We start from the raw sequence: 22,936 nt of genomic DNA on the forward strand, positions 1-22,936 counted from the left end.
AGTGGCCGCCGCGCGGACCAGACTTCCCCGACGAGCTCATCCTAAAGAGCGGCGTGTTAAAAGTCAGCAGGAAATCACTGCGCACTGTTACAAAAAATCTGCCTGTGCCAGGATAACTGCAACATTACAGAGATCGGGAGAGAAACATGGACGCACTGGAGTTACTGGTCAACCGACGTTCGGCCTCACGCCTGACTGAGCCGGCACCTGCGGGTGACGCACTGGAAAATATCCTGCGGGCTGGCATGCGCGCCCCGGATCACGGCACGCTGCAACCCTGGCGCTTTATCATTGTGGAAAATGAGGGTCGCGACCGGCTGAGCCAGCTGCTGGAGCAGGCAGCACGCGATAAACAGCTGGATGAAAAGGCGATTAACAAAGCGAGCCAGTCACCGTTTCGCGCACCGATGATCATTACGGTGGTGGCACATTGTGAAGCGCACCACAAAGTGCCGCGCTGGGAGCAGATCGCCTCGGCAAGCTGTGCAGTCATGGCCATGCAGATGGCGGCCGTCGCTCAGGGTTACAACGGTATCTGGCGCAGTGGTCCCTGGACCGATGACGAGCAGGTACGCCAGGGGTTTGGCTGCCGCGAACAGGATGCCATCGTCGGCTTTCTCTATCTGGGCACCCCGCAACTGAAATCCAGCACTACGGTGCTCCCACCTGACACGGCGCCTTTCGTCCGTTACTTCTGACTACAATGCTTGTCCGGTTCCGGCAGGGTGCATTTCAGCCCTGCTTTTTGCACGGTTCCTGTGCGAACGATCGCTAACGCCGCGCATCACACTTACGTCAGCGGGCCTGCCAGGCTAACATAGCCCAGTATTCAAACCGACAGCGGACAACCGGTTATCACTGCGTTCCCCCTGATGTTAAGGATTACCTGATTCAATGCGTTTGTTTATTGCGGAAAAACCGAGCCTGGGGCGTGCTATCGCAGATGTGCTGCCGAAACCGCATCGACGTGGTGATGGATTCATTGCCTGCGGCAACGATCAGATCGTCACCTGGTGTGTAGGCCATCTTCTGGAGCAGGCGCAACCCGACAGTTATGACAGCCGTTATGCGCGCTGGTCGCTGGCGGATTTACCCATCATTCCGGAAAAATGGCAGCTAAAACCGCGTCCCTCGGTCGCTAAGCAACTGAAAGTGGTTGAGGGCTTGCTGGCGCAGGCGAATGAAGTGGTGCATGCCGGTGACCCGGATCGGGAAGGGCAGTTGCTGGTGGATGAGGTGCTCGACTACCTGAACCTGCCGGCTGAAAAACGCAGCAAGGTGCAGCGCTGTCTGATTAACGATCTCAATCCTCAGGCGGTGGATCGGGCAGTAAACCGCCTGCGTGAAAATCGCGAGTTTATTCCGTTGTGCGTCTCGGCGCTGGCCCGCGCCCGGGCGGACTGGCTCTATGGCATTAACATGACCCGCGCCTGGACGCTGCTGGGACGCAATGCAGGCTATGATGGCGTACTGTCGGTGGGCCGGGTGCAGACGCCGGTGCTTGGGCTGGTGGTCCGGCGCGATGAAGAGATCGAGAACTTCGTGCCGAAAGATTACTTCGAAGTGAAAGCGCACATCCTCACGCCTGACGGCGCCCGATTTATCGCCAGCTGGATCCCCAGTGAAGCCTGTGAACCGTGGCAGGATGAAGAGGGCCGCCTGCTCAAACGCGCCCTGGCGGAGCATGTGGTGGCGCGTATTACGGGCCAGCCAGCGATCGTCACCGCTTACAGCGACAAACGCGAAAATGAGGTGGCGCCGCTGCCCTTTTCCTTATCCAGCCTGCAGATCGAGGCCGCTAAACGTTACGGGCTGAGTGCGCAGACGGTGCTGGATACCTGCCAGCGGCTTTACGAAACCCATAAACTGATTACCTATCCCCGTTCGGACAGCCGCTATCTGCCTGAAGAGCATTTTGCCGGTCGTCATGCGGTGTTAAAGGCGATACAGGCGCATCAGTCACAGCTGACCCCACCGGCAGATTTCGATGCCGATCGCAGAAATCGCTGCTGGGATGATAAAAAAGTGGATGCCCACCACGCCATTATTCCAACGGCCCGTGCCAGCGCGGTGAAACTCAGTGAAAACGAGCAGCATATCTATGAACTGGTGGCGCGCCAGTATCTGATGCAGTTCTGCCCGGATGCGGTATTCCGCAAATGTGTCATCGATCTTGATATTGCTGGCGGAAAATTCGTGGCGAAAGCACGCTTCCTGGCGGAAGCGGGCTGGCGTGCGCTGCTGGGCAACAAAGAGCGGGATGAAGAGAACGACGGCATGCCGTTGCCTGTGGTAGCGAAAGGGGATGAGCTGCTGTGTGAGCGCGGAGAGGTGCTGGCGAAGCAAACCCAGCCGCCACGCCCGTTTACCGATGCCACCATTCTTTCTGCAATGACCGGCATTGCCCGTTTCGTTCAGGATAAAGAATTAAAGAAAGTACTGCGTGCGACCGATGGTTTAGGAACGGAAGCCACACGCGCCGGCATTATCGAATTACTGTTTCGTCGTGGCTTCCTGGTGAAGAAGGGCCGCTATATCAATTCTACAGATGCCGGACGCGCCCTGATTCACTCCCTGCCCGATCTGGCAGCACGCCCGGATATGACGGCGCAGTGGGAATCGACACTGACGCGTATCAGCGAAAAGGCCTGCCGTTATGATGAATTCATGCAGCCGCTGGTGCAGACCTTAACCGGTCTGATCCAGCAGGCGCGACAGCAGCCTGCGGCGCATGCATTTCGGGGATTACCGTCCACCGGACAGAAACGTCCGGTGCGCAAAACCAGGCGTAAAGTGAAGGAGACGGAATGAGGCGTTATTCAGTATTAATGGTCGTGGCCCTGTCGCTGGCGACCAGCGTGGCGCAGGCTAACAGTCGTTATCAGTCGATGCCACAGCAGGGCAGCAACGGTGGCAACACCGATGTCGTGGTGGATATGCCACCCGAGGCATGGACACAGGCAGAGAGACGTCAGCCAGACTGTCTCCGCTGCTGTATCTTTGAAAACCGTAACTACACGGAAGGCGCGGTGGTGAAATCAGAAGGGGTGTTGCTGCAATGTACCCGTGATGAACACTCCATCGGCACCAATAACCTGATCTGGAAAATAGTGAAATAGCCGTCGCGTGGCGCTCTGCCACGCGACCGTCAGTTAAAAGCGGAAGGTTGACCAGATGGGCGCGTGGTCAGATGGTTTTTCCATGCCCCGGATCTCATAATCAATGCCGGTCTCAACGCAGTGCGACGCCAGGGTTTTGCTCGCCAGCACCAGATCGATGCGTAACCCGCGATTATCATCAAACCCTTTCGAACGGTAATCGAACCAGGAAAAGCGATCCGCCACCTCCGGATTGTGCTCACGCCAGGTATCAACCAGTCCCCAGCCCAGCAGGCGGTCCATCCACTCGCGTTCTTCCGGCAGGAAAGAGCATTTGCCGGTGCGCAGCCAGCGCTTGCGGCTCTCCTCACCAATACCAATATCCCGATCGGTGCTGCTGATATTCATGTCGCCCATAATCAGAACCGGCTTATCAGCAGGCAGATCCTCGGTCAGCAGACGTTGCAGATCGCGATAGAATTTCTCTTTAGCCGGAAACTTGGTGGGATGGTCGCGGCTCTCGCCCTGCGGAAAATAGCCGTTAATTACCGTGATGTCGCCAATCGGGCTGGGAAGTTCCGCGATGATCAGGCGGCGCTGGGATTCTTCGTCATCACCCGGGAAACCCCGGCTCACTGACACTGGCTCCGCTTTGGTTAACAGGGCAACACCGTAGTGACCTTTCTGTCCATGATAGAAGACGTGATAGCCGAGCTTTGACACCTCTTCCAGCGGGAACATGTCGTCATGGACCTTGGTTTCCTGCAGACCGATAACATCGGGCTGATGCTGTTCGACAAGTGCCTGAAGCTGATGCGGGCGGGCACGCAACCCATTGATGTTAAATGAAACAAATTTCATGAGATCGACCGTTGTTCAGAAATGTCAGGCGGAGATGGTAGCGATTTTTGCTGAAAAAGTCATGGCGGAACAGGCTGAGATTGTGTGAAAGCGGGCAGGAGTGTGGGGGCGAACAGGAAGCTTAGGTATTATTTTTGGGATGGTGTGCAACATGCGAGATGGTGGTGGGAGAAGGATTATTCGGCGCGTTGCGCCTCACCCTGCGGGCCGCGCTGAAGCGCGTTGTCTCGCGATGCTCGACCCGAACCTTAATCGAAGGTTCTCATCCCTCTCCCCGCAGAACAGGAAGCTTAGGTATTATTTTGGGGATGATGTGCAACATGCGAGATGGTGGTGGGAGAAGGATTCGAACCTTCGAAGTCTGTGACGGCAGATTTACAGTCTGCTCCCTTTGGCCGCTCGGGAATCCCACCTGGGATAGTTATGTGGCTTAAGATGATTCAGATTCAGATGGTGGTGGGAGAAGGATTCGAACCTTCGAAGTCTGTGACGGCAGATTTACAGTCTGCTCCCTTTGGCCGCTCGGGAATCCCACCATGGCCTGAATCTTTCTCTCTTAAAGCGGGGCGCATCATACCAAATGCGATAAGGGTGTAAAGCGCCCACTGGCAAAACCGCAACTGTTTGTCCACTTTTTACGCGTAGCGCTGAATCTGCAGACAATTCAGCGCACTGGCTGATTAAAGAATAATCGTGCGGTTGCCGTAAACAAACACGCGTTGCCCCAGCACTTTATACAGTGCATTGCTCAGGACATTCTTTTCTACGTCGCGACCGGCGCGCATCATCTCATCGGCGGTGTAGCTGTGATCAACGTTTATCACATCCTGCATGATGATTGGGCCTTCATCGAGATTGTCGTTCACATAGTGCGCGGTGGCACCGATGATCTTCACGCCACGTTCATAAGCCTGATGATAGGGACGGGCACCGATAAAGGCGGGCAGGAAGGAGTGGTGAATATTGATAATCTGGTTCGGATAACGCTGCACAAAAGCAGGCGTCAGGACGCGCATATATTTTGCCAGCACCACGTAATCGGGCTGATAGCGGTCAATCTCTTCCACCATGCGGTTATCGTGCTCTTCCCGCGTCAGTCCCTCATGGCTCACCAGCACAAACGGAATGTCAAAACGCTCAACCAGCGAACGCAGGGTGTCGTGGTTACCCACTACCGCCGCAATTTCCATATCCAGGCCGCCAAACGCGCTCTTCATTAACAGATCGCCCAGACAATGCGCCTCTTTAGTGACAAGAATCACCACGCGGCGACGACCGGCGCTGTGCAGTTCCCGGACTGAACCCTGGGGCAGGGCGCTGTCGAGATCGGCGAGCAGGGTATTGTCGTTGAAGATCCCTTCCAGTTCGGTACGCATGAAAAAACGCCCGGTGCGATGATCAACAAACTCATTGTTCTGCACGATATTAAGTTCGTGCTTGTAACAAATATTGGTGATTTTGGCGATCAGACCTTTTGCATCGGGACAAATGGTTCGTAAAACTTTTCTTTGCATGGTTTGCGCTTGCATCTCAATCAGAGTCCTGTCAAAGCATTAGGGGTAAAACCGCTGGGGTAGCCGTCAGCTTAACCACAACATTTTTTGTATTTTTTTTCACTGCCGCACGGGCAGCGATCGTTACGCCCCACGGGCGGTGCTGTACCGTCAACATAGTACCAGCGTTGATCCTCGCGAAGAAAGCGTGAACATTCATGAATGGCCTGAATGTTGGTTTTCTCGCGGTATCGCGCAAAAAAGGTAACGAAAGCTTCGTTCTCATGGCTTCCATGATTACAACGGGTTACATTCAGGCTGAGCCAGTCGGTTCCTGGAAAACTTTCAGATAAAAGCCCTGACAGCGCCGGATGACGCTTCTCAGGATGCCAGGTCGCAACCAGATAGTCCGCATTATGCTGAACATAAGCGCAATAACGGGATCGCATAAGTTGTTCAGCTGTAACAGGAATCTGGTTACCCTGAAGAAAGGGCTCGCAACATACGCTATACTGCTCTCCGCTACAACATGGGCAGGTTTCTGACACATTATCTCCCGGGAATGATGGGTCGGTTTTACAAGCGCGCTATGTTAGCTGACCCCGTGTTGTGATGCTACGTATTGACGGCAGGACCAGACAGAAATGAGAAAGGTAAAAATTGGATTGGCTCTGGGTTCTGGAGCGGCCAAAGGATGGGCGCACATCGGCGTGATCAACGCGCTGGAGCGTGCAGGTATTGAGATCGACGTCGTTGCAGGCTGCTCTGTCGGGGCATTAGTCGGATCTGCCTATGTGAATAACCGCCTGCCGCTGATGGAAAAATGGGTCAGTGCATTTCGCTACTGGGATGTTATTCGCCTGATGGATGTCTCCTGGCAGCGTGGCGGACTGCTGCGCGGTGAGCGGGTCTTTAGCCATGTTCGTCAGCTGATCCCCAATGACACGATAGAGCACTGTCATAAACCCTTTGGCGTGGTGGCGACTAACCTCAGTACCGGTCGTGAACTCTGGCTGACAGAGGGCGATCTGCATCAGGCAGTACGCGCTTCATGCAGTATGCCAGGTTTATTACCGCCGGTGGGCTACAATGGGTATTGGCTGGTGGATGGTGCCGTAGTCAACCCGGTGCCGATTTCACTTACCCGTGCCCTGGGGGCAGACATTGTTATCGCCGTTGACTTGCAGCATGACGCGCATTTAATGCAGCAGGATCTCTTTTCCGTGACACCACAGAATAGCGAAGAAGAAGCCGCCGCAGCGGCATTGAGTTGGGGTGGGAAGCTGCGTCAGCGTCTGGTGAATTTCAGTCAGCGCCGTGCGTCTCAGTCACCTGGCGCGATGGAGATTATGTCCACCTCTATCCAGGTGCTGGAAAATCGCCTGAAGCGGAATCGCATGGCAGGCGATCCGCCCGATGTTTTGATTCAGCCGGTCTGTCCGCAAATTTCGACGCTGGACTTTCATCGTGCTGAGGAAGCCATTGAAGCTGGCAAGGCCGCCGTAGAGAAGAAAATGGATGAACTATTACCACTGGTCCGTGGCAGATAATCAGGTTGTTCATTCAAAGCGGTGACTTCAGCCAATTCTTAAAGGCGCAACTGCGTTTTATGAACCACTATTGAAATATCTGGTACGCAGGGGGAAAGAATGGAAAAACCACTACTCGGCAAAAAGATACTCATTGTCGAAGATGAGGCTGTTTTCCGTTCGTTGCTGGACCAATTTTTGTTATCGATGGGTGCTGTGACGTTACAAGCGGAAGATGGTCTGGAAGCAATTGCACAACTACAACAGCATACTGTCGACCTGATTATCTGCGATCTGGAAATGCCCCGCATGAGCGGCATCCAGTTCGTTGAGCACATTCGTACCCGCGGCAACATCGTGCCGATTTTAATCATCTCAGCAACCGAGAACATGTCGGATATTGCGCATGTATTGCGTCTTGGGGTGCAGGATGTGCTGCTTAAACCACTTAAAAACTTTGAGCGCTTCCGTGAAGCGGTCTATGAGTGTCTCTATCCCTCTATGTTCACTTCGAAAGTGGAAGAGGATGAACAACTGTTCCAGGACTGGGATGCGCTGGTTCGTGATCCTAAAGCGGCTGCCAAGCTGCTCAAGCAACTCCAGCCACCGGTGCAGCAGACTATTGCCAACTGCCGGGTTAACTATCGTCAGCTGACGATGGCCGAGCAGCCTGGGCTGGTGCTTGATATCGCGGCGCTCTCCGATAAAGATCTGGCGTTCTACTGTCTGGACGTGACCCGTGCCGGTGATAATGGCGTGCTGGCAGCGCTGCTGCTGCGGGCGCTGTTCAATGGCCTGCTGCAGGAGCAACTGACCGGGCAGAAACAGCGTCTGCCCGAGCTCAATGGGCTGCTCAGACAGGTCAATCTGTTACTGCGCCAGGCGAACCTGAGCGGCCAGTTCCCGTTACTGGTTGGGTACTATCATCGCGGATTAAAGAACTTAATTCTGGTTTCGGCCGGATTGAACGCCACACTCCATGTTCATGCCCATCAGATTCAGCTCAGCAATGGTGTCCCCCTTGGCACTATGGGCAGCACCCATCTTAACCAGATCAGTCAGCGCGCAGAAAACTGGCAATGCCACGTCTGGGGCGCGGGCGGGCGCATTCGGCTGATGCTATCGACGGAAGAATAAGCCGTAAAAACAGAGGAATTCTGGCGCTGAGGACAGGGCCAGAGTTTAGCTTTACAGTTGGGTAATAGTCTTAATTTCGACGGTTTGGTGCCTTCCAGGATAAATCCGTTCGATACTAACTGATATACTCATTTCCGATTTTAAACCGACATATCAAGTATTAACTTGAACGGCCTATAAGAGAGGTATCTTAATGTCTGCCAATAATACCAAAGTAAAAAAAGCGGTAATCCCGGTAGCGGGTTTGGGTACGCGTATGCTCCCGGCTACCAAAGCGATTCCTAAAGAAATGTTACCGCTGGTTGATAAGCCGTTAATCCAGTATGTCGTTAACGAGTGTATCGCTGCTGGCATCAACGAAATTGTGCTGGTAACGCATTCATCAAAAAATGCCATCGAAAACCACTTTGATACCAGCTTCGAACTGGAATCAATGCTGGAAAAACGCGTTAAGCGTCAGCTGCTGGATGAAATCCAGTCAATTTGCCCGCCACACGTCACCATCATGCAGGTTCGTCAGGGCATCGCTAAAGGTCTGGGTCACGCTGTAATGTGTGCACACCCACTGATCGGTGATGAGCCGTTTGCGGTTATCCTGCCAGACGTCATCATCGACGAATATGAATCTAACCCAACCAAAGATAACCTGGCAGAGATGCTGAGCCGTTATGAAGAGTCTGGCCGCAGCCAGATCATGGTTGAGCCGGTTGCCGATGTGACTGCATACGGTGTTGTCGATTGCCAGGGCGCAGAACTGAACCCAGGCGACAGCGCACCAATGGTCGGTGTGGTTGAGAAGCCTAAAGCGTCAGAATCCCCATCAAACCTGGCCGTTGTAGGTCGTTATGTTCTCTCTTCAGAGATCTGGCCACTGCTGGCTAAAACGCCTCCAGGTGCAGGCGGCGAAGTTCAGCTGACTGACTCCATTGCAATGCTGATGGAAAAAGAGACAGTTGAAGCATATCACCTGAAAGGCGTCAGCCATGACTGTGGTAACAAACTGGGCTACATGCAGGCTTTCGTTGAGTACGGTGTTCGTCATCCGGTATTGGGCAAAGATTTTTCTGAATGGCTCGATGGCGCAGTTGGCAACAAAAAGTAATTCATAAACACAGGATAACTCGATGAAAGTCACTGTATTTGGTATCGGCTATGTCGGTCTGGTTCAGGCTGCGGTGTTAGCCGAAGTCGGACATGACGTTCTCTGCATTGATGTCGACGAAAACAAAGTCGAAAATCTGAAAAAAGGCATCATTCCTATTTTCGAACCAGGTTTAACGCCGCTGGTAATGTCCAATTACGAAGCGGGTCGTCTGAAGTTCAGCACTGATGCTGAGCTGGGCGTAAACCATGGTGTTATGCAGTTTATTGCAGTTGGTACTCCACCAGATGAAGACGGCTCTGCCGATCTGAAATATGTGACCGCCGTAGCGCGCACCATTGCGCAGCATATGAACGATCACAAAGTGGTTATCGACAAATCAACCGTTCCGGTTGGCACAGCAGACAAAGTTCGTGCGGTAATGACGGAAGCGCTGAAAGCGCGTGACGCCAACATCACCTTTGATGTGGTATCTAACCCGGAATTCCTCAAAGAAGGTGCTGCAGTTAATGACTGTATGCGTCCAGAACGTATCGTTGTCGGTACTGACAACGACGACGTGGTAGAACTGTTACGCGAGCTCTATGAGCCGTTTAACCGTAACCACGATCGTATGATCATGATGGATATCCGCAGCGCAGAGCTGACCAAGTATGCAGCAAACTGCATGCTGGCCACCAAAATCAGCTTTATGAATGAGATGTCTAACCTGGCTGAACGTTTAGGCGCGGATATTGAAAAAGTACGCCAGGGCATCGGTTCCGATCCCCGCATTGGCTACCACTTTATCTATCCTGGCTGTGGTTACGGCGGCTCCTGCTTCCCGAAAGATGTGCAGGCGTTAATCCGTACCGCTGAGTCAATTGGCTATCAGCCACGTCTGTTGCAGGCCGTGGAAGATGTGAATGACAACCAGAAAAACAAACTGCCAACCTTTATCAAACGTCATTTTGGTGACGATCTGAAAGGTAAAACGTTTGCGCTCTGGGGCCTGTCATTTAAGCCGAACACTGACGACATGCGTGAAGCCTCCAGCCGTGTGCTGATGGAAACGCTCTGGGAAGCTGGCGCATCTGTTCAGGCGTTTGACCCGGAAGCGATGGATGAAGCACAGCGTATCTACGGTCACCGCAGCGATCTTAAGCTGATGGGTACCAAAGAAGCCGCACTGCAGGGCGCTGACGGTCTGGTCATCTGTACGGAGTGGCAAAACTTCCGTGCGCCTGACTTCGACATCATCAAAAATGCACTGAAAGAAGCCGTGATTTTTGATGGTCGTAACCTGTATGATCCAGAGCGTATCAGCAAACGCGGTTTCGTTTATTATGCAATCGGCCGCGGAGCGTCTATTCAAACTGCATAATTAACGAGGGATTTATGAACTTTCTGGTCACCGGCGCCGCAGGTTTTATTGGTTTTCATGTCAGCCAGCGTCTGCTGGCCGCCGGTCACCAGGTTGTCGGTATCGACAACCTGAATGATTATTACGACGTAAATCTCAAGCATGCCCGTCTCAATTTAATTAAGGCCGATCCTGGTTTTACTTTTATTGAGATGGACCTGGCGGACCGTGACGCAATGGCGTCACTGTTCGATCAGCAAAAATTCCAGCGCGTTATCCATCTTGGCGCTCAGGCTGGTGTCCGGTATTCCATTGAAAATCCTCATGCCTACGCAGACTCCAATCTGACGGGTCACCTCAATATCCTTGAAGGTTGCCGTCATCATAAAATTGAACATCTGCTCTACGCCTCATCCAGTTCAGTCTATGGTCTGAATCGCAAGATGCCGTTCTCAACCGAAGATAGCGTTGATCATCCGGTTTCTTTATATGCAGCGACCAAAAAAGCCAACGAGTTAATGTCACACACTTACTCGCATCTCTATCAGCTGCCGACCACTGGATTGCGCTTCTTTACGGTCTATGGCCCGTGGGGCCGTCCGGATATGGCGTTATTCAAATTCACCCGAGCAATGATTGCCGGTGAGGCGATTGACGTTTATAACCAGGGCCAGATGAAACGCGACTTTACCTATATTGACGATATTGCTGAAGCCATTGTTCGCCTGCAGGATGTTATTCCACAACAGGACGACAACTGGACAGTTGAAACCGGATCGCCGGCAACCAGTTCAGCGCCTTATCGTGTTTATAATATTGGAAACAGTCAGCCTGTCACGTTGATGAACTATATCGAAGCGATTGAAAAAGCCCTGGGTATTACTGCGAAGAAAAATCTGATGCCAATGCAGCCTGGAGATGTACTGGAAACCAGTGCGGATACCGAAGCCTTGTTTAAGGCAATTGGATTCAAACCGCAGACCGGGGTCGAAGAGGGCGTTAAAAACTTTGTGGACTGGTACCGCGACTTTTACCGCGTCTGAGTATCTGCTTAAAAGAAAAAAAGGAAGCTCCGGCTTCCTTTTTTATTGCGCATCTGGCTGCCAGGAAGGCAGTCACCCTGCGGTTTTTTACAGTAAAAAATCGTCCAGCTTTTTACCCTGTTCTTCCAGCGCTTTTTTAATCACGGCCGGTGTGCGGCCCTGACCGGTCCAGGTTCTGGACTCGCCTTTTTCATCGGTGTAACCATATTTAGCCGGACGTACTGAGCGTTTACCTTTTGCCGCAGTCCGTGTGTCGGTCAGCGTGTTAATCAGTTCATTCGGGTCAATACCATCAGCCAGTAGCATTTCACGATACTGATTAAGTTTACGCGTGCGTTCTTCATTTTCTGCCTGAAAATGAGACTCTTCTTCACGGCGCTCTTTTACTACTACGTCCAGCTTTTCCAGCATCTCTTCCAGTATTTCAACGGAATACTCTCTGGCCTGGGCGCGCAGCGTACGGATATTATTAAGAACTTTTAGTGCTTCGCTCATTGTCCTGGTCTCTGAATAAGGGAAAAGTTGTGTTGCCCGCTAATAGTAGTGGCGACATAAAATAACTGCAATCATAAAAATATGTATATCACTAATTACCCAGGTGACTAAAAATAATTTTCACCAGAAAATTGCACAGTTGTGCAGAATAAAAATATTTTCCTTTAGTCCGATATCAAATAAATTTAATGTATTCAGGTCAGCAACAAAAATGTCATTGATTTTGTTGCGGGTAAAATAAGCAAAACTTATCCCGTTCGGCACTGCACATAACAGGCGCTGGAAACGGCATGCAGAGGAATAAACGGCCAGCCGTTACACTTTATTCACTCATCAACCGCAACGTATTGCCGCCGCTTTGTGGTAATATGCGCGCCATTCCATTCAGTCCTGATGAAGATACGCGCCGATGGCTCAACTCTATTTCTATTACTCTGCCATGAATGCAGGGAAATCAACCGCACTGCTACAATCCTCATATAACTATCATGAGCGCGGCATGCGTTCACTGGTTTACACCGCTGAAATCGATAATCGCTTTGGTGCCGGGCAGGTGAGTTCCCGTATCGGACTATCGTCACCGGCCTTGCTATACAACGCAGAGACATCACTCTACAGCGACATCGCTGCTGAACATGCCGTTCAGCCTGTTCATTGCGTGCTGGTTGATGAGAGTCAGTTCCTGACCCGTGAGCAGGTTAAAGCGCTGTCAGATGTCGTAGACGACCTTGATATTCCTGTGCTCTGTTATGGTCTGCGAACGGATTTTCGCGGTGAACTGTTTGTTGGCAGTCAGTATCTGCTGGCGTGGGCAGATAAGCTGGTTGAACTCAAAACTATTTGTCACTGTGGGCGCAAGGCCAGTATGGTTCTGCGACTGGATAGCGAGGGCAAACCTTTCAGTGAGGGTGAGCAGGTGGTGATTGGCGGTAACGAACGTTATATCTCAGTCTGCCGTAAGCATTATAAACAGGCGATAGAGCAGGGATCGTTGCAGGCGATCCATGGCGCTCAGACTCCGCTGAATTAACCCTATTGTTCAGGCAATAAAAAACCCGCCGAGGCGGGTTTTTTTATCAGACAGTCAGAACGGCACTATCAGACTTTTTTGGCTTTCTTCTCAAGCTTAATACCTTTTACCGGCTGCTCAGCAATGGCTTCGGCTACGCTTGAGAACGGTTCGACAAATTCACGACCGTAGTAGGTATCAAGCATAATCTGTTTCAGTTCAGCAATCAGCGGATAACGTGGGTTAGCGCCGGTACACTGGTCATCAAACGCATCATCGGCCAGTTTATCGACTTTCGCCAGGAAGTCCGCTTCCTGCACACCCGCCTCACGGATAGAGGTCGGAATACCAAGTTCAGTTTTGATCTCATCCAGCCAGGCGAGCAGCTTCTCAATTTTCTGCGCGGTGCGGTCGCCTGGTGCGCTCAGCCCCAGATGGTCAGCAATCTCGGCGTAGCGACGGCGCGCCTGAGGGCGATCGTACTGGCTGAAAGCGGTCTGTTTAGTCGGGTTGTCATTCGCGTTGTAGCGAATAACGTTAGAGATTAACAGGGCGTTGGCCAGGCCGTGTGGGATATGGAACTCTGAACCCAGCTTATGCGCCATTGAGTGACAAACCCCGAGGAAGGCGTTGGCAAATGCAATACCGGCGATAGTGGCGGCATTGTGTACGCGCTCACGCGCCACCGGATTTTTGGCGCCTTCGGCATAGCTGGCTGGCAGATTCTCTTTCAGCAGTTTCAGTGCCTGCAGCGCCTGTCCGTCAGAGTATTCATTCGCCAGTACTGAAACATAAGCTTCCAGCGCATGCGTCACGGCATCCAGGCCGCCGAAGGCGCAGAGTGAACGCGGCATATCCATCACCAGGTTGGCATCGACAATCGCCATATCAGGCGTCAGTGCGTAGTCAGCGAGCGGATATTTCTGACCCGTCGCATCATCGGTCACTACAGCAAACGGCGTGACTTCAGAACCGGTACCGGATGTGGTGGTGATGGCAATCATGCGCGCTTTGACACCCATTTTCGGGAACTTGTAGATACGTTTACGGATATCCATGAAACGTAACGCCAGCTCCTCGAAGTGAGTTTCCGGATGTTCGTACATCACCCACATGATTTTCGCGGCATCCATCGGTGAGCCACCGCCCAGCGCGATGATGACATCCGGTTTGAAGCTGTTCATCTGCTCAGCACCTTTACGCACGATGCTCAGCGTCGGGTCAGCTTCAACTTCGAAGAACACTTCCGTTTCAATGCCGTGTGATTTCAGCACACGGGTCACCTGGTCGGCATAGCCGTTATTGAACAGGAAGCGGTCAGTGACGATAAAGGCACGTTTCGCGCCATCCGTTGCCACTTCTTCCAGCGCAATTGGCAGTGAACCCCGACGGAAGTAGATGGATTTAGGAAGTTTATGCCACAACATATTCTCAGCTCGCTTGGCGACAGTTTTGGTATTGATCAGATGTTTTGGACCGACGTTCTCTGAAATAGAGTTTCCGCCCCACGAACCACAACCCAGCGTCAGAGACGGCGCCAGTTTAAAGTTGTAGAGGTCGCCGATACCACCCTGCGAGGCGGGGGTGTTGATCAGAATACGCGCGGTTTTCATTTTGTCGCCGAAGTAGTGAACGCGTTCGGTCTGGTTGTCCTGATCGGTATAGAGACATGAGGTGTGGCCGATACCGCCCATGGCGACCAGTTTTTCTGCTTTCGCGACCGCATCCTGGAAATCTTTCGCCCGATACATCGCAAGGGTTGGTGAGAGTTTTTCATGGGCGAACGGCTCAGACTCATCCACCAGCTTCACTTCGCCAATCAGAATCTTAGTGCTCGGTGGCACGCTGATACCGGCCATCTCCGCAATTTTGAACGCTGGCTGGCCAACGATAGCCGCATTCAGGCCGCCGTTTTTCAGAATAATATTCTGCACCGCACTCAGTTCGGCACCCTGCAGCATATAACCGCCGTGGCTGGCGAAACGTTCACGCACCGCGTCATAGACTGAATCAACCACAATCACCGATTGTTCAGAGGCGCAGATAACCCCGTTATCAAAGGTTTTCGACATCAGAATCGACGCAACCGCACGTTTCAGATCGGCGGTTTCATCAATCACGACCGGCGTATTACCCGCACCGACACCAATCGCAGGTTTACCGGAGCTGTAAGCCGCTTTCACCATGCCCGGACCGCCAGTGGCGAGAATCAGGTTGATGTCAGGGTGATGCATCAGTTGATTTGACAGCTCAACGGAAGGTGCGTCGATCCAGCCGATAATATCTTTTGGCGCACCGGCAGCCACCGCCGCCTGCAATACGATGTCTGCAGCTTTGTTGGTCGCATCTTTGGCGCGTGGATGGGGAGAGAAAATGATGCCGTTACGGGTTTTAAGGCTGATTAATGCTTTGAAGATGGCGGTTGAAGTGGGGTTGGTCGTCGGGACGATACCGCAAATCAGGCCAATAGGTTCGGCGATGGTAATGGTGCCGAAAGTATCATCCGTGGCTAACACACCACAGGTTTTTTCATCTTTATAAGCGTTGTAGATATATTCTGAAGCAAAATGGTTTTTGATCACTTTGTCTTCGACGATGCCCATACCTGATTCGGCAACGGCCATCTTGGCAAGCGGGATTCGGGCGTCTGCGGCGGCGAGGGCGGCGGCACGGAAGATGGCGTCGACCTGTTGTTGAGAAAAGTTGGCATATTCACGCTGGGCTTTTTTTACACGTTCAACCAGTGCATTAAGTTCGGCGACATTGGTTACGGCCATGGTGTTCTCCTGAAGGAAGTTAAACTTTTTTAGTAAACAATCCTGCGCCCTGAGTATAGTCACGTTGCCATAAGGCGTTGGACTGGGTCAGAACGCCCGGATTTTCAACTGTTTACTGAACTAGTCTTCTGTTGCAGTCAGTGAGGTTTTCTTCGCTGCCGCTAATACTTCCGTTGCGAAAAGATTACCTGGTTTGGGGTAGGGCAATTTTGATGCAGATCAATTTAACCGCAAGCTGACACCTTTCAGCTCCCCTTTACGCCCTTTGTTTATCAAATTGGTTACCTCTTCACGTCATCAGCCTGGTAGCGGCTAAATCCAGTCACTTTTTAATCTCTGGGGTAAAGCGCTGGATGGTCCGTCATTCAACAGTATAAATAGCTGAGTCAGCATCTGGCGTCCGTGCCTGTTTTCACATACATTAGGCGCGTTTTCCCCCCTGTGGTACGGAGTAAAGTCGTGAACCCTGCGCTGTTAGATTTATCAGGCTATATAAAATTTTTTGTCGGGCTCTTTGCGCTGGTCAATCCGGTGGGAATTATTCCGGTCTTCATCAGCATGACCCGTTATCAGGGGGTGGCTGAGCGTAACAAAACCAACCTCACTGCCAATCTGGCGGTTGCTATTATCCTCTGGACGTCACTGTTCCTTGGGGATGCGATTCTGCATGTGTTTGGCATCTCGATTGACTCCTTCCGCATCGCGGGTGGGATCCTGGTCGTCACCATTGCGATGTCGATGATCAGCGGCAAGCTGGGCGAAGATAAGCAGAATAAGCAGGAGAAGTCAGAAACGGCGATTCGTGAAAGTGTGGGGGTTGTGCCGCTGGCGTTGCCGCTGATGGCGGGGCCGGGTGCTATCAGCTCGACCATTGTCTGGAGCACCCGCTACCACAGCTGGATAAATCTGCTGGGGTTCACCCTGGCGATTGCCATTTTTGCATTCTGCTGCTGGTTACTCTTTCGGGCCGCGCCGTTAATGGTGCGTATTCTTGGCCAGACCGGTATCAACGTCATTACGCGTATTATGGGTCTGTTACTGATGGCACTGGGCATCGAATTTGTTGTCACCGGCATGAAGTCCATTTTTCCCGGCTTACTCAATTAAACGCCTACTTATTTCAGAGAGTGAAGTGAAATAATGATCCGTAATGGTGCAGTAGGGGCATTTTATGCACCATTACGATGCAATTATTCGTTGTGCTTAACAGAATCAGGCAATTATAAATTTCATTACTGCGCGCTGGCTCACAGACTTTTTTCTGCAAAATAATGTCACTATTTTCACACGATATTCTGCTCTCTATTTTCGTGTAAGCCTCACAAACTGCCAGAATAATCACGCTATCTTAAATTTCATCACGCTGAAGCCACATTATCCAATATAAGTGCCAAAAAAGAGGCTGTTTGTCGCTGCTTTCCGCTCTTAAGAGGGGTTTCCAGCTAAATAGTCTATTTTTCATATCGATATGATATTTTCAGGACGAAAATTAACACTTCCGCTGCCTGACTTCTCATGATAAAAGAGAATTAGTTAACATTTTAGCTATTTTGCTTTGGCGCGCCTTCGCGGCTTCTGATAATTTTTGGCCCAACGTAAAATTTTTTCTCCGAAAGCCCAAAGTGAGAACGCTTTTTGCTTAAGCCTGTCGGGATACTTAATTTAAGGTTGGCGTTTCGCATGATTGGGATGAAGAACTTGCAGCAGCAGCGGTCAACACTCGCAGTCGTTTTGTTAATGGCTTTTTCGCCGGCCTATGCCGCCACGGTGGCACCGGGTACAACACTGGCCGCGGAGCAACAGATTGTGATCAATAACGGCAGTGAAGTCTCCTCGCTGGATCCGCATAAAACCGAAGGCGTGCCGGAATCCAATATTATTCACAACCTGCTGGACGGCCTGGTCAATACCGATAACAGCGGGCAGGTCGTTCCTGGCGTCGCTAAAAGCTGGGAAAACCCGCAACCCACCGTCTGGATTTTTAATCTGCGGGAGGATGCGAAGTGGAGCAACGGTGAGCCGGTTACCGCCACTGATTTCGTCTACAGCTGGCGCCGTCTGGTGGACCCGACAACCGCGTCGCCTTACTCCAGCTATCTGCAGGCAGCCCATTTTGCCAATATTGATGCCATCCTTGCCGGTAAAGCGTCACCCGATCAGCTGGGCGTGAAGGCGCTGGATGCCCATCGGCTGCAAATTACCCTGAGTGAACCTGTTCCTTACCTGGTGGCGATGTTAGCGCATACGGCGATGAAACCGGTTTATGAGCCAGCCATTAAGCAGTGGGGCGAAGCCTGGACCCGCCCGGGTCACTACATCGGCAACGGCGCCTACACGCTAAGCGACTGGGTAGTGAATGAAAAAATTGTCGTGAAGCGTAATCCTCGCTACTGGGATAATGCGCACACCGTGATTGAACAGGGGACATTCCTGCCGATCGCGTCTGAAAACAGCGATATTAATCGCTACCGCAGTGGCGGCACAGATATTACCAACAGTGCGGTGCCACCAGAGATGTTTGGCAAGCTGCGCAAAGAGCTGGGCGATGAAGTGAAGGTCAGCCCGCTGCTCTGCACCTTCTACTACGAGATTAATAACAAAAAGCCGCCGTTTACCGATGCGCGGGTGCGTGCCGCACTGAAGATGACCCTCGATCGCGAGGTGATTGCCAATAAGATCATGGCCCAGGGGCAGATTCCGGCTTACAGCCTGACGCCGCCTTTTACCGCCGGTATCAAACTCACTCCACCTGCCTGGTTCACCTGGACGCAGGCGCAGCGTAATGAAGCCGCGAAGAAGCTGCTGGCAGAGGCCGGCTTTGATGCTGCCCATCCGCTGACCTTTACGCTGCTCTACAACACTTCCGATCAGAACAAACGGCAGGCGATTGCGGCCGCGTCGATGTGGCAGAAAAACCTGGGTGCTAAGGTGACGCTGCAGAATCAGGAGTGGAAAACCATGCTGGAGACCCGTCATCAGGCGCAGTATGACGTGGTGCGCGCCACCTGGTGTGCTGACTACAATGAACCCTCAACCTTCCTGAACATGCTGATCAGCAACGCCTCGATCAACACCGCGTTTTACAGCAGCGCGACCTTTGATCGTCTGATGGCGGAGACGCTGACGGCGGGCAGCGAGGCGCAGCGCGCCGGCCTGTATCAGCAGGCTGAAACACAACTCGACAAAGACTCACCAATTGTGCCAGTTTACTACCGCGTAAGTGTGCGCCTGGTGAAGCCCTGGGTTGGCGGCTTCACGGGCAAAGACCCGCAGGACATGACAGACCTGAAGTACTATTTCATCAAAAAACACTGATCTGATCGCCTGTTCGGCGAGACAGTCGGAAAGCGCATCAGCAAACAGACCACTTTTTGGGGTCAATCTCCCTGGTAACAGGCCAGGGAGCCCGTAGACGGGGGACGCCGGGGCAGAGCATCGCCACGGTGACGAAAATAAAACTGGAGTGTAATAATGAACAACATCACGAAAAAAAGCCTGATTGCAGCGGGCGTTTTCGCCGCAGTGAGTGCCCTGGCAGGGAATGCGGCTTTCGCAGCAACGGTGCCTGCGGGCGTTGAGCTGGCCGCAAAACAGGAGCTGGTTCGCGGCAATGGCGATGAAGTGCAGTCGCTCGATCCGCACAAAATTGAAGGTGTGCCGGAAGACAACGTAGCGCGTGATCTTTACGAAGGTCTGCTGGTCAATGACAGCAACGGTAAACCGATCCCGGCCGTAGCGGAAAGCTATGAAAATAAAGATTTCAAAGTGTGGACTTTCCACTTACGTAAAAATGCCAAATGGTCCAATGGCGAGCCGGTCACCGCGCAGGACTTCGTCTACAGCTGGGAGCGTCTGGTCGATCCTAAAACCGCCTCACCGTATGCCAGCTATCCGCAGTATGGTCATATCCTGAACGTCGATGACATCATCGCCGGTAAAAAACCAGTTACCGATCTGGGCGTAAAAGCTATTGATGACCACACGCTGGAAGTCACCCTGAGTGAGCCGGTTCCCTATTTTGATAAGCTGCTGATTAACTCCGTCATGTCACCGGTTTACAAACCGGCGATTGAGAAATTTGGCGATCAGTGGACGCAGCCGCAGAACTGGGTCGGCAACGGTGCCTTTAAGCTTGAAGCGCACGTGATTAACGAACGTATCACCCTGGTGCGTAACCCGAACTACTGGGACAATGAGCATACGGTGCTGAACAAAGTCACCTTCCTGCCGATCAGTTCAGAAGTCAGTGACGTTAACCGCTACTTCTCCGAGAACGGCAGCGACATGACCTATAACAACCTGCCGATTGAGCTGTTTAAAAAGCTGCAGCGTGACAACGGTAAAGAGCTGCACGTCGATCCATATCTCTGCACCTATTATTACGAAATCAACAACCAGAAAGCGCCATTCACCGATCCGCGCGTGCGCGCTGCCCTGAAGCTGGGCCTGGATCGTGACATCATGGTGAATAAAGTGCTGGCGCAGGGCCAGAAACCTGCCTATAGCTACACGCCACCAGCGACCGACGGCATGGACATTCTGCCGCCAGACTGGTTCAAATGGTCACAGGACAAGCGTAATGCCGAGGCGAAAAAGCTGCTGGCAGAAGCGGGCTACACCGCCGACAAACCGCTGACCTTTAACCTGCTCTATAACACCTCCGATCTGCACAAGAAGCTGGCAATTGCCGCCTCGTCGATCTGGAAGAAAAATATCGGCGTGAACATCAAGCTGGAAAACCAGGAGTGGAAAACCTTCCTGGATACCCGTCATCAGGGTAACTACGATGTTTCCCGTGCGGCATGGTGTGCGGACTACAATGAACCGACTTCCTTCCTGAACACCATGCTGTCCAACAGCAGCAGTAACACCTCGCACTATAAGAGCGATGCGTTTGACAAAGTGATTCGCGACGCGATTAAGGCCCCGGATGCTAAAGCCCGTGCAGCTGACTATCAGCAGGCCGAGCAGATCATGGATAAAGACAGCACCATCGTCCCGGTTTACTACTACGTGAATACCCGTCTGGTGAAACCTTATGTCGGCGGTTATACCGGTAAAGATCCACTGGATAAAACCCTGGATAAAAACTTCTACATCATCAAACACTAATAGCATTCAGGCTATCAGCAGTGGCGGCGCGTCTGGCGCCGCCTTTTACTTTTTTTTATATGTTGTGAAGCAACAGCCTGGTAGGTACGGCAATGTTAAAATTCATCCTGCGTCGCTTGCTTGAAGCGCTACCGACGCTGTTCGTCCTGATTACCATCTCCTTCTTTATGATGCGACTGGCGCCCGGCAGCCCGTTTACCGGCGAGCGCACCCTGGCACCGGAAGTGATGGCCAACATTGAGGCGAAATATCACCTCAACGATCCTATCGGTAAGCAGTATGTCGATTACCTGGTGCAGCTGGCGCACGGCGACTTCGGCCCATCCTTTAAATACAAAGATTATTCGGTCAACTACCTGGTCGCGCATGCGTTCCCGGTCTCGGCCAAACTTGGCCTGGCCGCGTTTCTGCTGGCGGTGGTACTTGGCGTCACGGCCGGAGTTATCGCTGCGCTCAAACAGAACAGCTTGTGGGATTTTGCGGTGATGGGGGTGGCAATGACCGGCGTGGTGATACCCAGTTTCGTGGTCGCGCCGTTGCTGGTTCTGCTGTTCGCCATCACCCTGAAGTGGCTGCCGGGCGGCGGCTGGAACGGCGGGCAGTGGAACTACATGCTGCTGCCGATGGTGGCGCTGTCGCTGGCTTACATCGCCAGTATCGCGCGTATCACCCGTGGATCGATGATTGAAGTGATGCACTCCAACTTTATCCGCACCGCGCGCGCCAAAGGCTTACCGCTGCGCCGCATTGTAATGCGTCATGCACTGAAACCGGCGTTGCTGCCGGTGATCTCCTACATGGGACCGGCATTTGTCGGCATCATCACCGGGTCGATGGTGATTGAGTCGATCTACGGTCTGCCGGGCATCGGTCAGCTGTTTGTGAACGGCGCCCTGAACCGTGACTACTCACTGGTGATGAGCCTGACCATTCTGGTGGGTTTGCTGACCATCGTATTCAACGCGATTGTTGACGTGCTCTATGCCGTTATCGATCCCAAAATTCGTTACTGATTGCGGAGTTCGCCATGATGTTAAGTAAGAAAAACAGCGAAGCTCTTGATGCGTTCAGTGAGAAGCTGGAAGTAGAAGGGCGTAGTCTCTGGCAGGACGCGCGTCGTCGTTTTATTCATAACCGCGCTGCCTCCATCAGCCTGCTGGTGCTGTTCCTGATCACCCTGTTCGTGATCTTTGCGCCGATGCTGGCGCAGTTCACCTACGACGATACTGACTGGGCCATGATGTCCTCGCCGCCCGATACCACCTCTGGTCACTGGTTCGGCACCGATTCTTCGGGTCGTGACCTGCTGGTGCGTGTGGCTATCGGTGGCCGGATCTCGCTGATGGTGGGCGTGGCTTCTGCGCTGATCGCGGTGATTGTCGGGACGCTCTATGGCTCGATTGCTGGCTATCTCGGCGGTAAAACAGACTCGGTGATGATGCGTATTCTGGAAATCCTTAACTCCTTCCCGTTTATGTTCTTCGTGATCCTGCTGGTGACCTTTTTTGGTCGCAATATCCTGCTGATTTTTGCCGCCATCGGCATGGTTTCGTGGCTCGATATGGCGCGTATTGTGCGCGGCCAGACGCTGAGCCTGAAGCGCAAAGAGTTTATCGAAGCGGCCCATGTGGGTGGGGTATCGACCTGGAAAATCGTGGTGCGCCACATCGTGCCGAACGTGCTGGGCGTGGTGGTGGTTTACGCCTCGCTGCTGGTGCCGAGCATGATCCTGTTTGAATCCTTCCTGAGCTTCCTGGGACTGGGTACGCAGGAGCCGCTGAGCAGCTGGGGCGCACTCCTCAGCGACGGGGCAAACTCGATGGAAGTGTCGCCGTGGCTGCTGCTCTATCCGGCAGGCTTCCTGGTGGTCACGCTGTTCTGTTTCAACTTTATCGGCGATGGCCTGCGTGATGCCCTCGACCCGAAAGATCGTTAAGG

19 protein-coding genes, 2 tRNA genes and 1 other RNA gene are annotated in these 22,936 nt (G+C 52.6%); 14 read left to right on the forward strand and 8 right to left on the reverse strand.

From position 1 onward, the window contains the following. The first annotated feature begins 146 nt into the window (after positions 1–146). The 3 genes from ACX8ZY_RS09240 (at position 147) to ACX8ZY_RS09250 (ending at position 3,119) form a co-directional block, all read left to right on the forward strand. Positions 147–698 (forward strand): NAD(P)H nitroreductase, encoded by a 552-nt coding sequence (locus ACX8ZY_RS09240; protein ID WP_010260634.1) that lies wholly within the window; start codon positions 147–149, stop codon positions 696–698. Positions 699–894: 196 nt separating this feature from the next. Continuing rightward, the gene (locus ACX8ZY_RS09245) at positions 895–2,811 is read left to right on the forward strand and encodes a DNA topoisomerase III (RefSeq protein WP_010260636.1); all 1,917 of its coding nucleotides are present in this window, start codon (positions 895–897) and stop codon (positions 2,809–2,811) included. Next, positions 2,808–3,119, forward strand: a complete 312-nt coding sequence (locus ACX8ZY_RS09250) for a DUF1496 domain-containing protein (protein ID WP_061703883.1) — start codon at positions 2,808–2,810, stop codon at positions 3,117–3,119. Before ACX8ZY_RS09245 ends, ACX8ZY_RS09250 begins: the two co-directional genes overlap by 4 nt. 33 nt (positions 3,120–3,152) lie before the next feature. Here the strand turns inward: ACX8ZY_RS09250 and xthA are convergent, their stop codons facing one another. The 6 genes from xthA to ACX8ZY_RS09280 all read right to left on the reverse strand — a co-directional run bounded on the left by xthA (position 3,153) and on the right by ACX8ZY_RS09280 (position 6,000). After that, on the reverse strand, positions 3,153–3,959 hold the full coding sequence (xthA, locus tag ACX8ZY_RS09255) for an exodeoxyribonuclease III (protein ID WP_010260640.1): 807 nt from the start codon (positions 3,957–3,959) through the stop codon (positions 3,153–3,155). A 159-nt stretch (positions 3,960–4,118) separates the two neighbouring features. Then, a non-coding RNA gene (locus ACX8ZY_RS09260) (RtT sRNA) lies at positions 4,119–4,246 on the reverse strand. Positions 4,247–4,287: 41 nt separating this feature from the next. Next, positions 4,288–4,372 (reverse strand) — tRNA-Tyr (locus tag ACX8ZY_RS09265). A 38-nt stretch (positions 4,373–4,410) separates the two neighbouring features. Then, positions 4,411–4,495: transfer RNA gene (locus tag ACX8ZY_RS09270), tRNA-Tyr, on the reverse strand. Positions 4,496–4,639: 144 nt separating this feature from the next. After that, positions 4,640–5,488 (reverse strand): formyltetrahydrofolate deformylase, encoded by an 849-nt coding sequence (purU, locus tag ACX8ZY_RS09275; RefSeq protein WP_003852258.1) that lies wholly within the window; start codon positions 5,486–5,488, stop codon positions 4,640–4,642. 56 nt (positions 5,489–5,544) lie between these two features. Next, entirely contained in the window at positions 5,545–6,000 is a 456-nt protein-coding gene (locus ACX8ZY_RS09280; RefSeq protein WP_029519106.1) for a YchJ family protein, read from the reverse strand. A gap of 96 nt (positions 6,001–6,096) precedes the next feature. Between ACX8ZY_RS09280 and rssA the strand changes: the two genes are divergently transcribed. The 5 genes from rssA to ACX8ZY_RS09305 all read left to right on the forward strand — a co-directional run bounded on the left by rssA (position 6,097) and on the right by ACX8ZY_RS09305 (position 11,605). Then, the gene (gene rssA / locus ACX8ZY_RS09285; protein ID WP_010244341.1) at positions 6,097–7,002 is read left to right on the forward strand and encodes a patatin-like phospholipase RssA; all 906 of its coding nucleotides are present in this window, start codon (positions 6,097–6,099) and stop codon (positions 7,000–7,002) included. 99 nt (positions 7,003–7,101) lie between these two features. After that, the gene (gene rssB, locus ACX8ZY_RS09290) at positions 7,102–8,118 is read left to right on the forward strand and encodes a two-component system response regulator RssB (RefSeq protein ID WP_010244345.1); all 1,017 of its coding nucleotides are present in this window, start codon (positions 7,102–7,104) and stop codon (positions 8,116–8,118) included. Positions 8,119–8,311: 193 nt separating this feature from the next. Then, positions 8,312–9,220: a UTP--glucose-1-phosphate uridylyltransferase GalU gene (galU, locus tag ACX8ZY_RS09295; RefSeq protein WP_008925296.1), complete on the forward strand. Its 909-nt coding sequence runs from the start codon at positions 8,312–8,314 to the stop codon at positions 9,218–9,220. 22 nt (positions 9,221–9,242) lie between these two features. After that, the gene (locus ACX8ZY_RS09300; protein WP_003852248.1) at positions 9,243–10,583 is read left to right on the forward strand and encodes a UDP-glucose dehydrogenase family protein; all 1,341 of its coding nucleotides are present in this window, start codon (positions 9,243–9,245) and stop codon (positions 10,581–10,583) included. 14 nt (positions 10,584–10,597) lie between these two features. Then, entirely contained in the window at positions 10,598–11,605 is a 1,008-nt protein-coding gene (locus tag ACX8ZY_RS09305; RefSeq protein WP_010244357.1) for an NAD-dependent epimerase, read from the forward strand. Between the two features lie 87 nt (positions 11,606–11,692). Here the strand turns inward: ACX8ZY_RS09305 and hns are convergent, their stop codons facing one another. Beyond that, a complete protein-coding gene (gene hns / locus ACX8ZY_RS09310) occupies positions 11,693–12,100 on the reverse strand; it encodes a histone-like nucleoid-structuring protein H-NS (RefSeq protein ID WP_010244359.1) in 408 nt (135 codons plus the stop codon). Between the two features lie 409 nt (positions 12,101–12,509). On the opposite strand from hns, the gene tdk reads away from it, so the two are divergent. Continuing rightward, positions 12,510–13,130: a thymidine kinase gene (gene tdk / locus ACX8ZY_RS09315; RefSeq protein WP_010244362.1), complete on the forward strand. Its 621-nt coding sequence runs from the start codon at positions 12,510–12,512 to the stop codon at positions 13,128–13,130. A gap of 68 nt (positions 13,131–13,198) precedes the next feature. Here the strand turns inward: tdk and adhE are convergent, their stop codons facing one another. Further along, positions 13,199–15,886, reverse strand: coding sequence for a bifunctional acetaldehyde-CoA/alcohol dehydrogenase (gene adhE / locus ACX8ZY_RS09320; RefSeq protein WP_010244364.1), 2,688 nt, complete (start codon positions 15,884–15,886; stop codon positions 13,199–13,201). A gap of 459 nt (positions 15,887–16,345) precedes the next feature. Between adhE and ACX8ZY_RS09325 the strand changes: the two genes are divergently transcribed. The 5 genes from ACX8ZY_RS09325 (at position 16,346) to oppC (ending at position 22,934) form a co-directional block, all read left to right on the forward strand. After that, complete coding sequence (locus ACX8ZY_RS09325) at positions 16,346–16,993, forward strand: YchE family NAAT transporter (protein WP_010244367.1); 648 nt, start codon at positions 16,346–16,348, stop codon at positions 16,991–16,993. 582 nt (positions 16,994–17,575) lie between these two features. Continuing rightward, positions 17,576–19,201 carry an ABC transporter substrate-binding protein gene (locus ACX8ZY_RS09330; protein WP_421665367.1) on the forward strand — a complete coding sequence of 542 codons (1,626 nt, stop codon included), beginning with the start codon at positions 17,576–17,578 and terminating at the stop codon, positions 19,199–19,201. Positions 19,202–19,357: 156 nt separating this feature from the next. Continuing rightward, a complete protein-coding gene (oppA, locus tag ACX8ZY_RS09335) occupies positions 19,358–20,998 on the forward strand; it encodes an oligopeptide ABC transporter substrate-binding protein OppA (RefSeq protein ID WP_010244375.1) in 1,641 nt (546 codons plus the stop codon). A gap of 92 nt (positions 20,999–21,090) precedes the next feature. Further along, positions 21,091–22,011 carry an oligopeptide ABC transporter permease OppB gene (gene oppB / locus ACX8ZY_RS09340; protein ID WP_010244379.1) on the forward strand — a complete coding sequence of 307 codons (921 nt, stop codon included), beginning with the start codon at positions 21,091–21,093 and terminating at the stop codon, positions 22,009–22,011. A 14-nt stretch (positions 22,012–22,025) separates the two neighbouring features. Then, positions 22,026–22,934 (forward strand): oligopeptide ABC transporter permease OppC, encoded by a 909-nt coding sequence (oppC, locus tag ACX8ZY_RS09345; protein WP_010244382.1) that lies wholly within the window; start codon positions 22,026–22,028, stop codon positions 22,932–22,934. The last annotated feature ends 2 nt before the right edge of the window (positions 22,935–22,936 follow it).

The organism is Pantoea sp. XAF26B01_ASV70, from assembly GCF_054512635.1.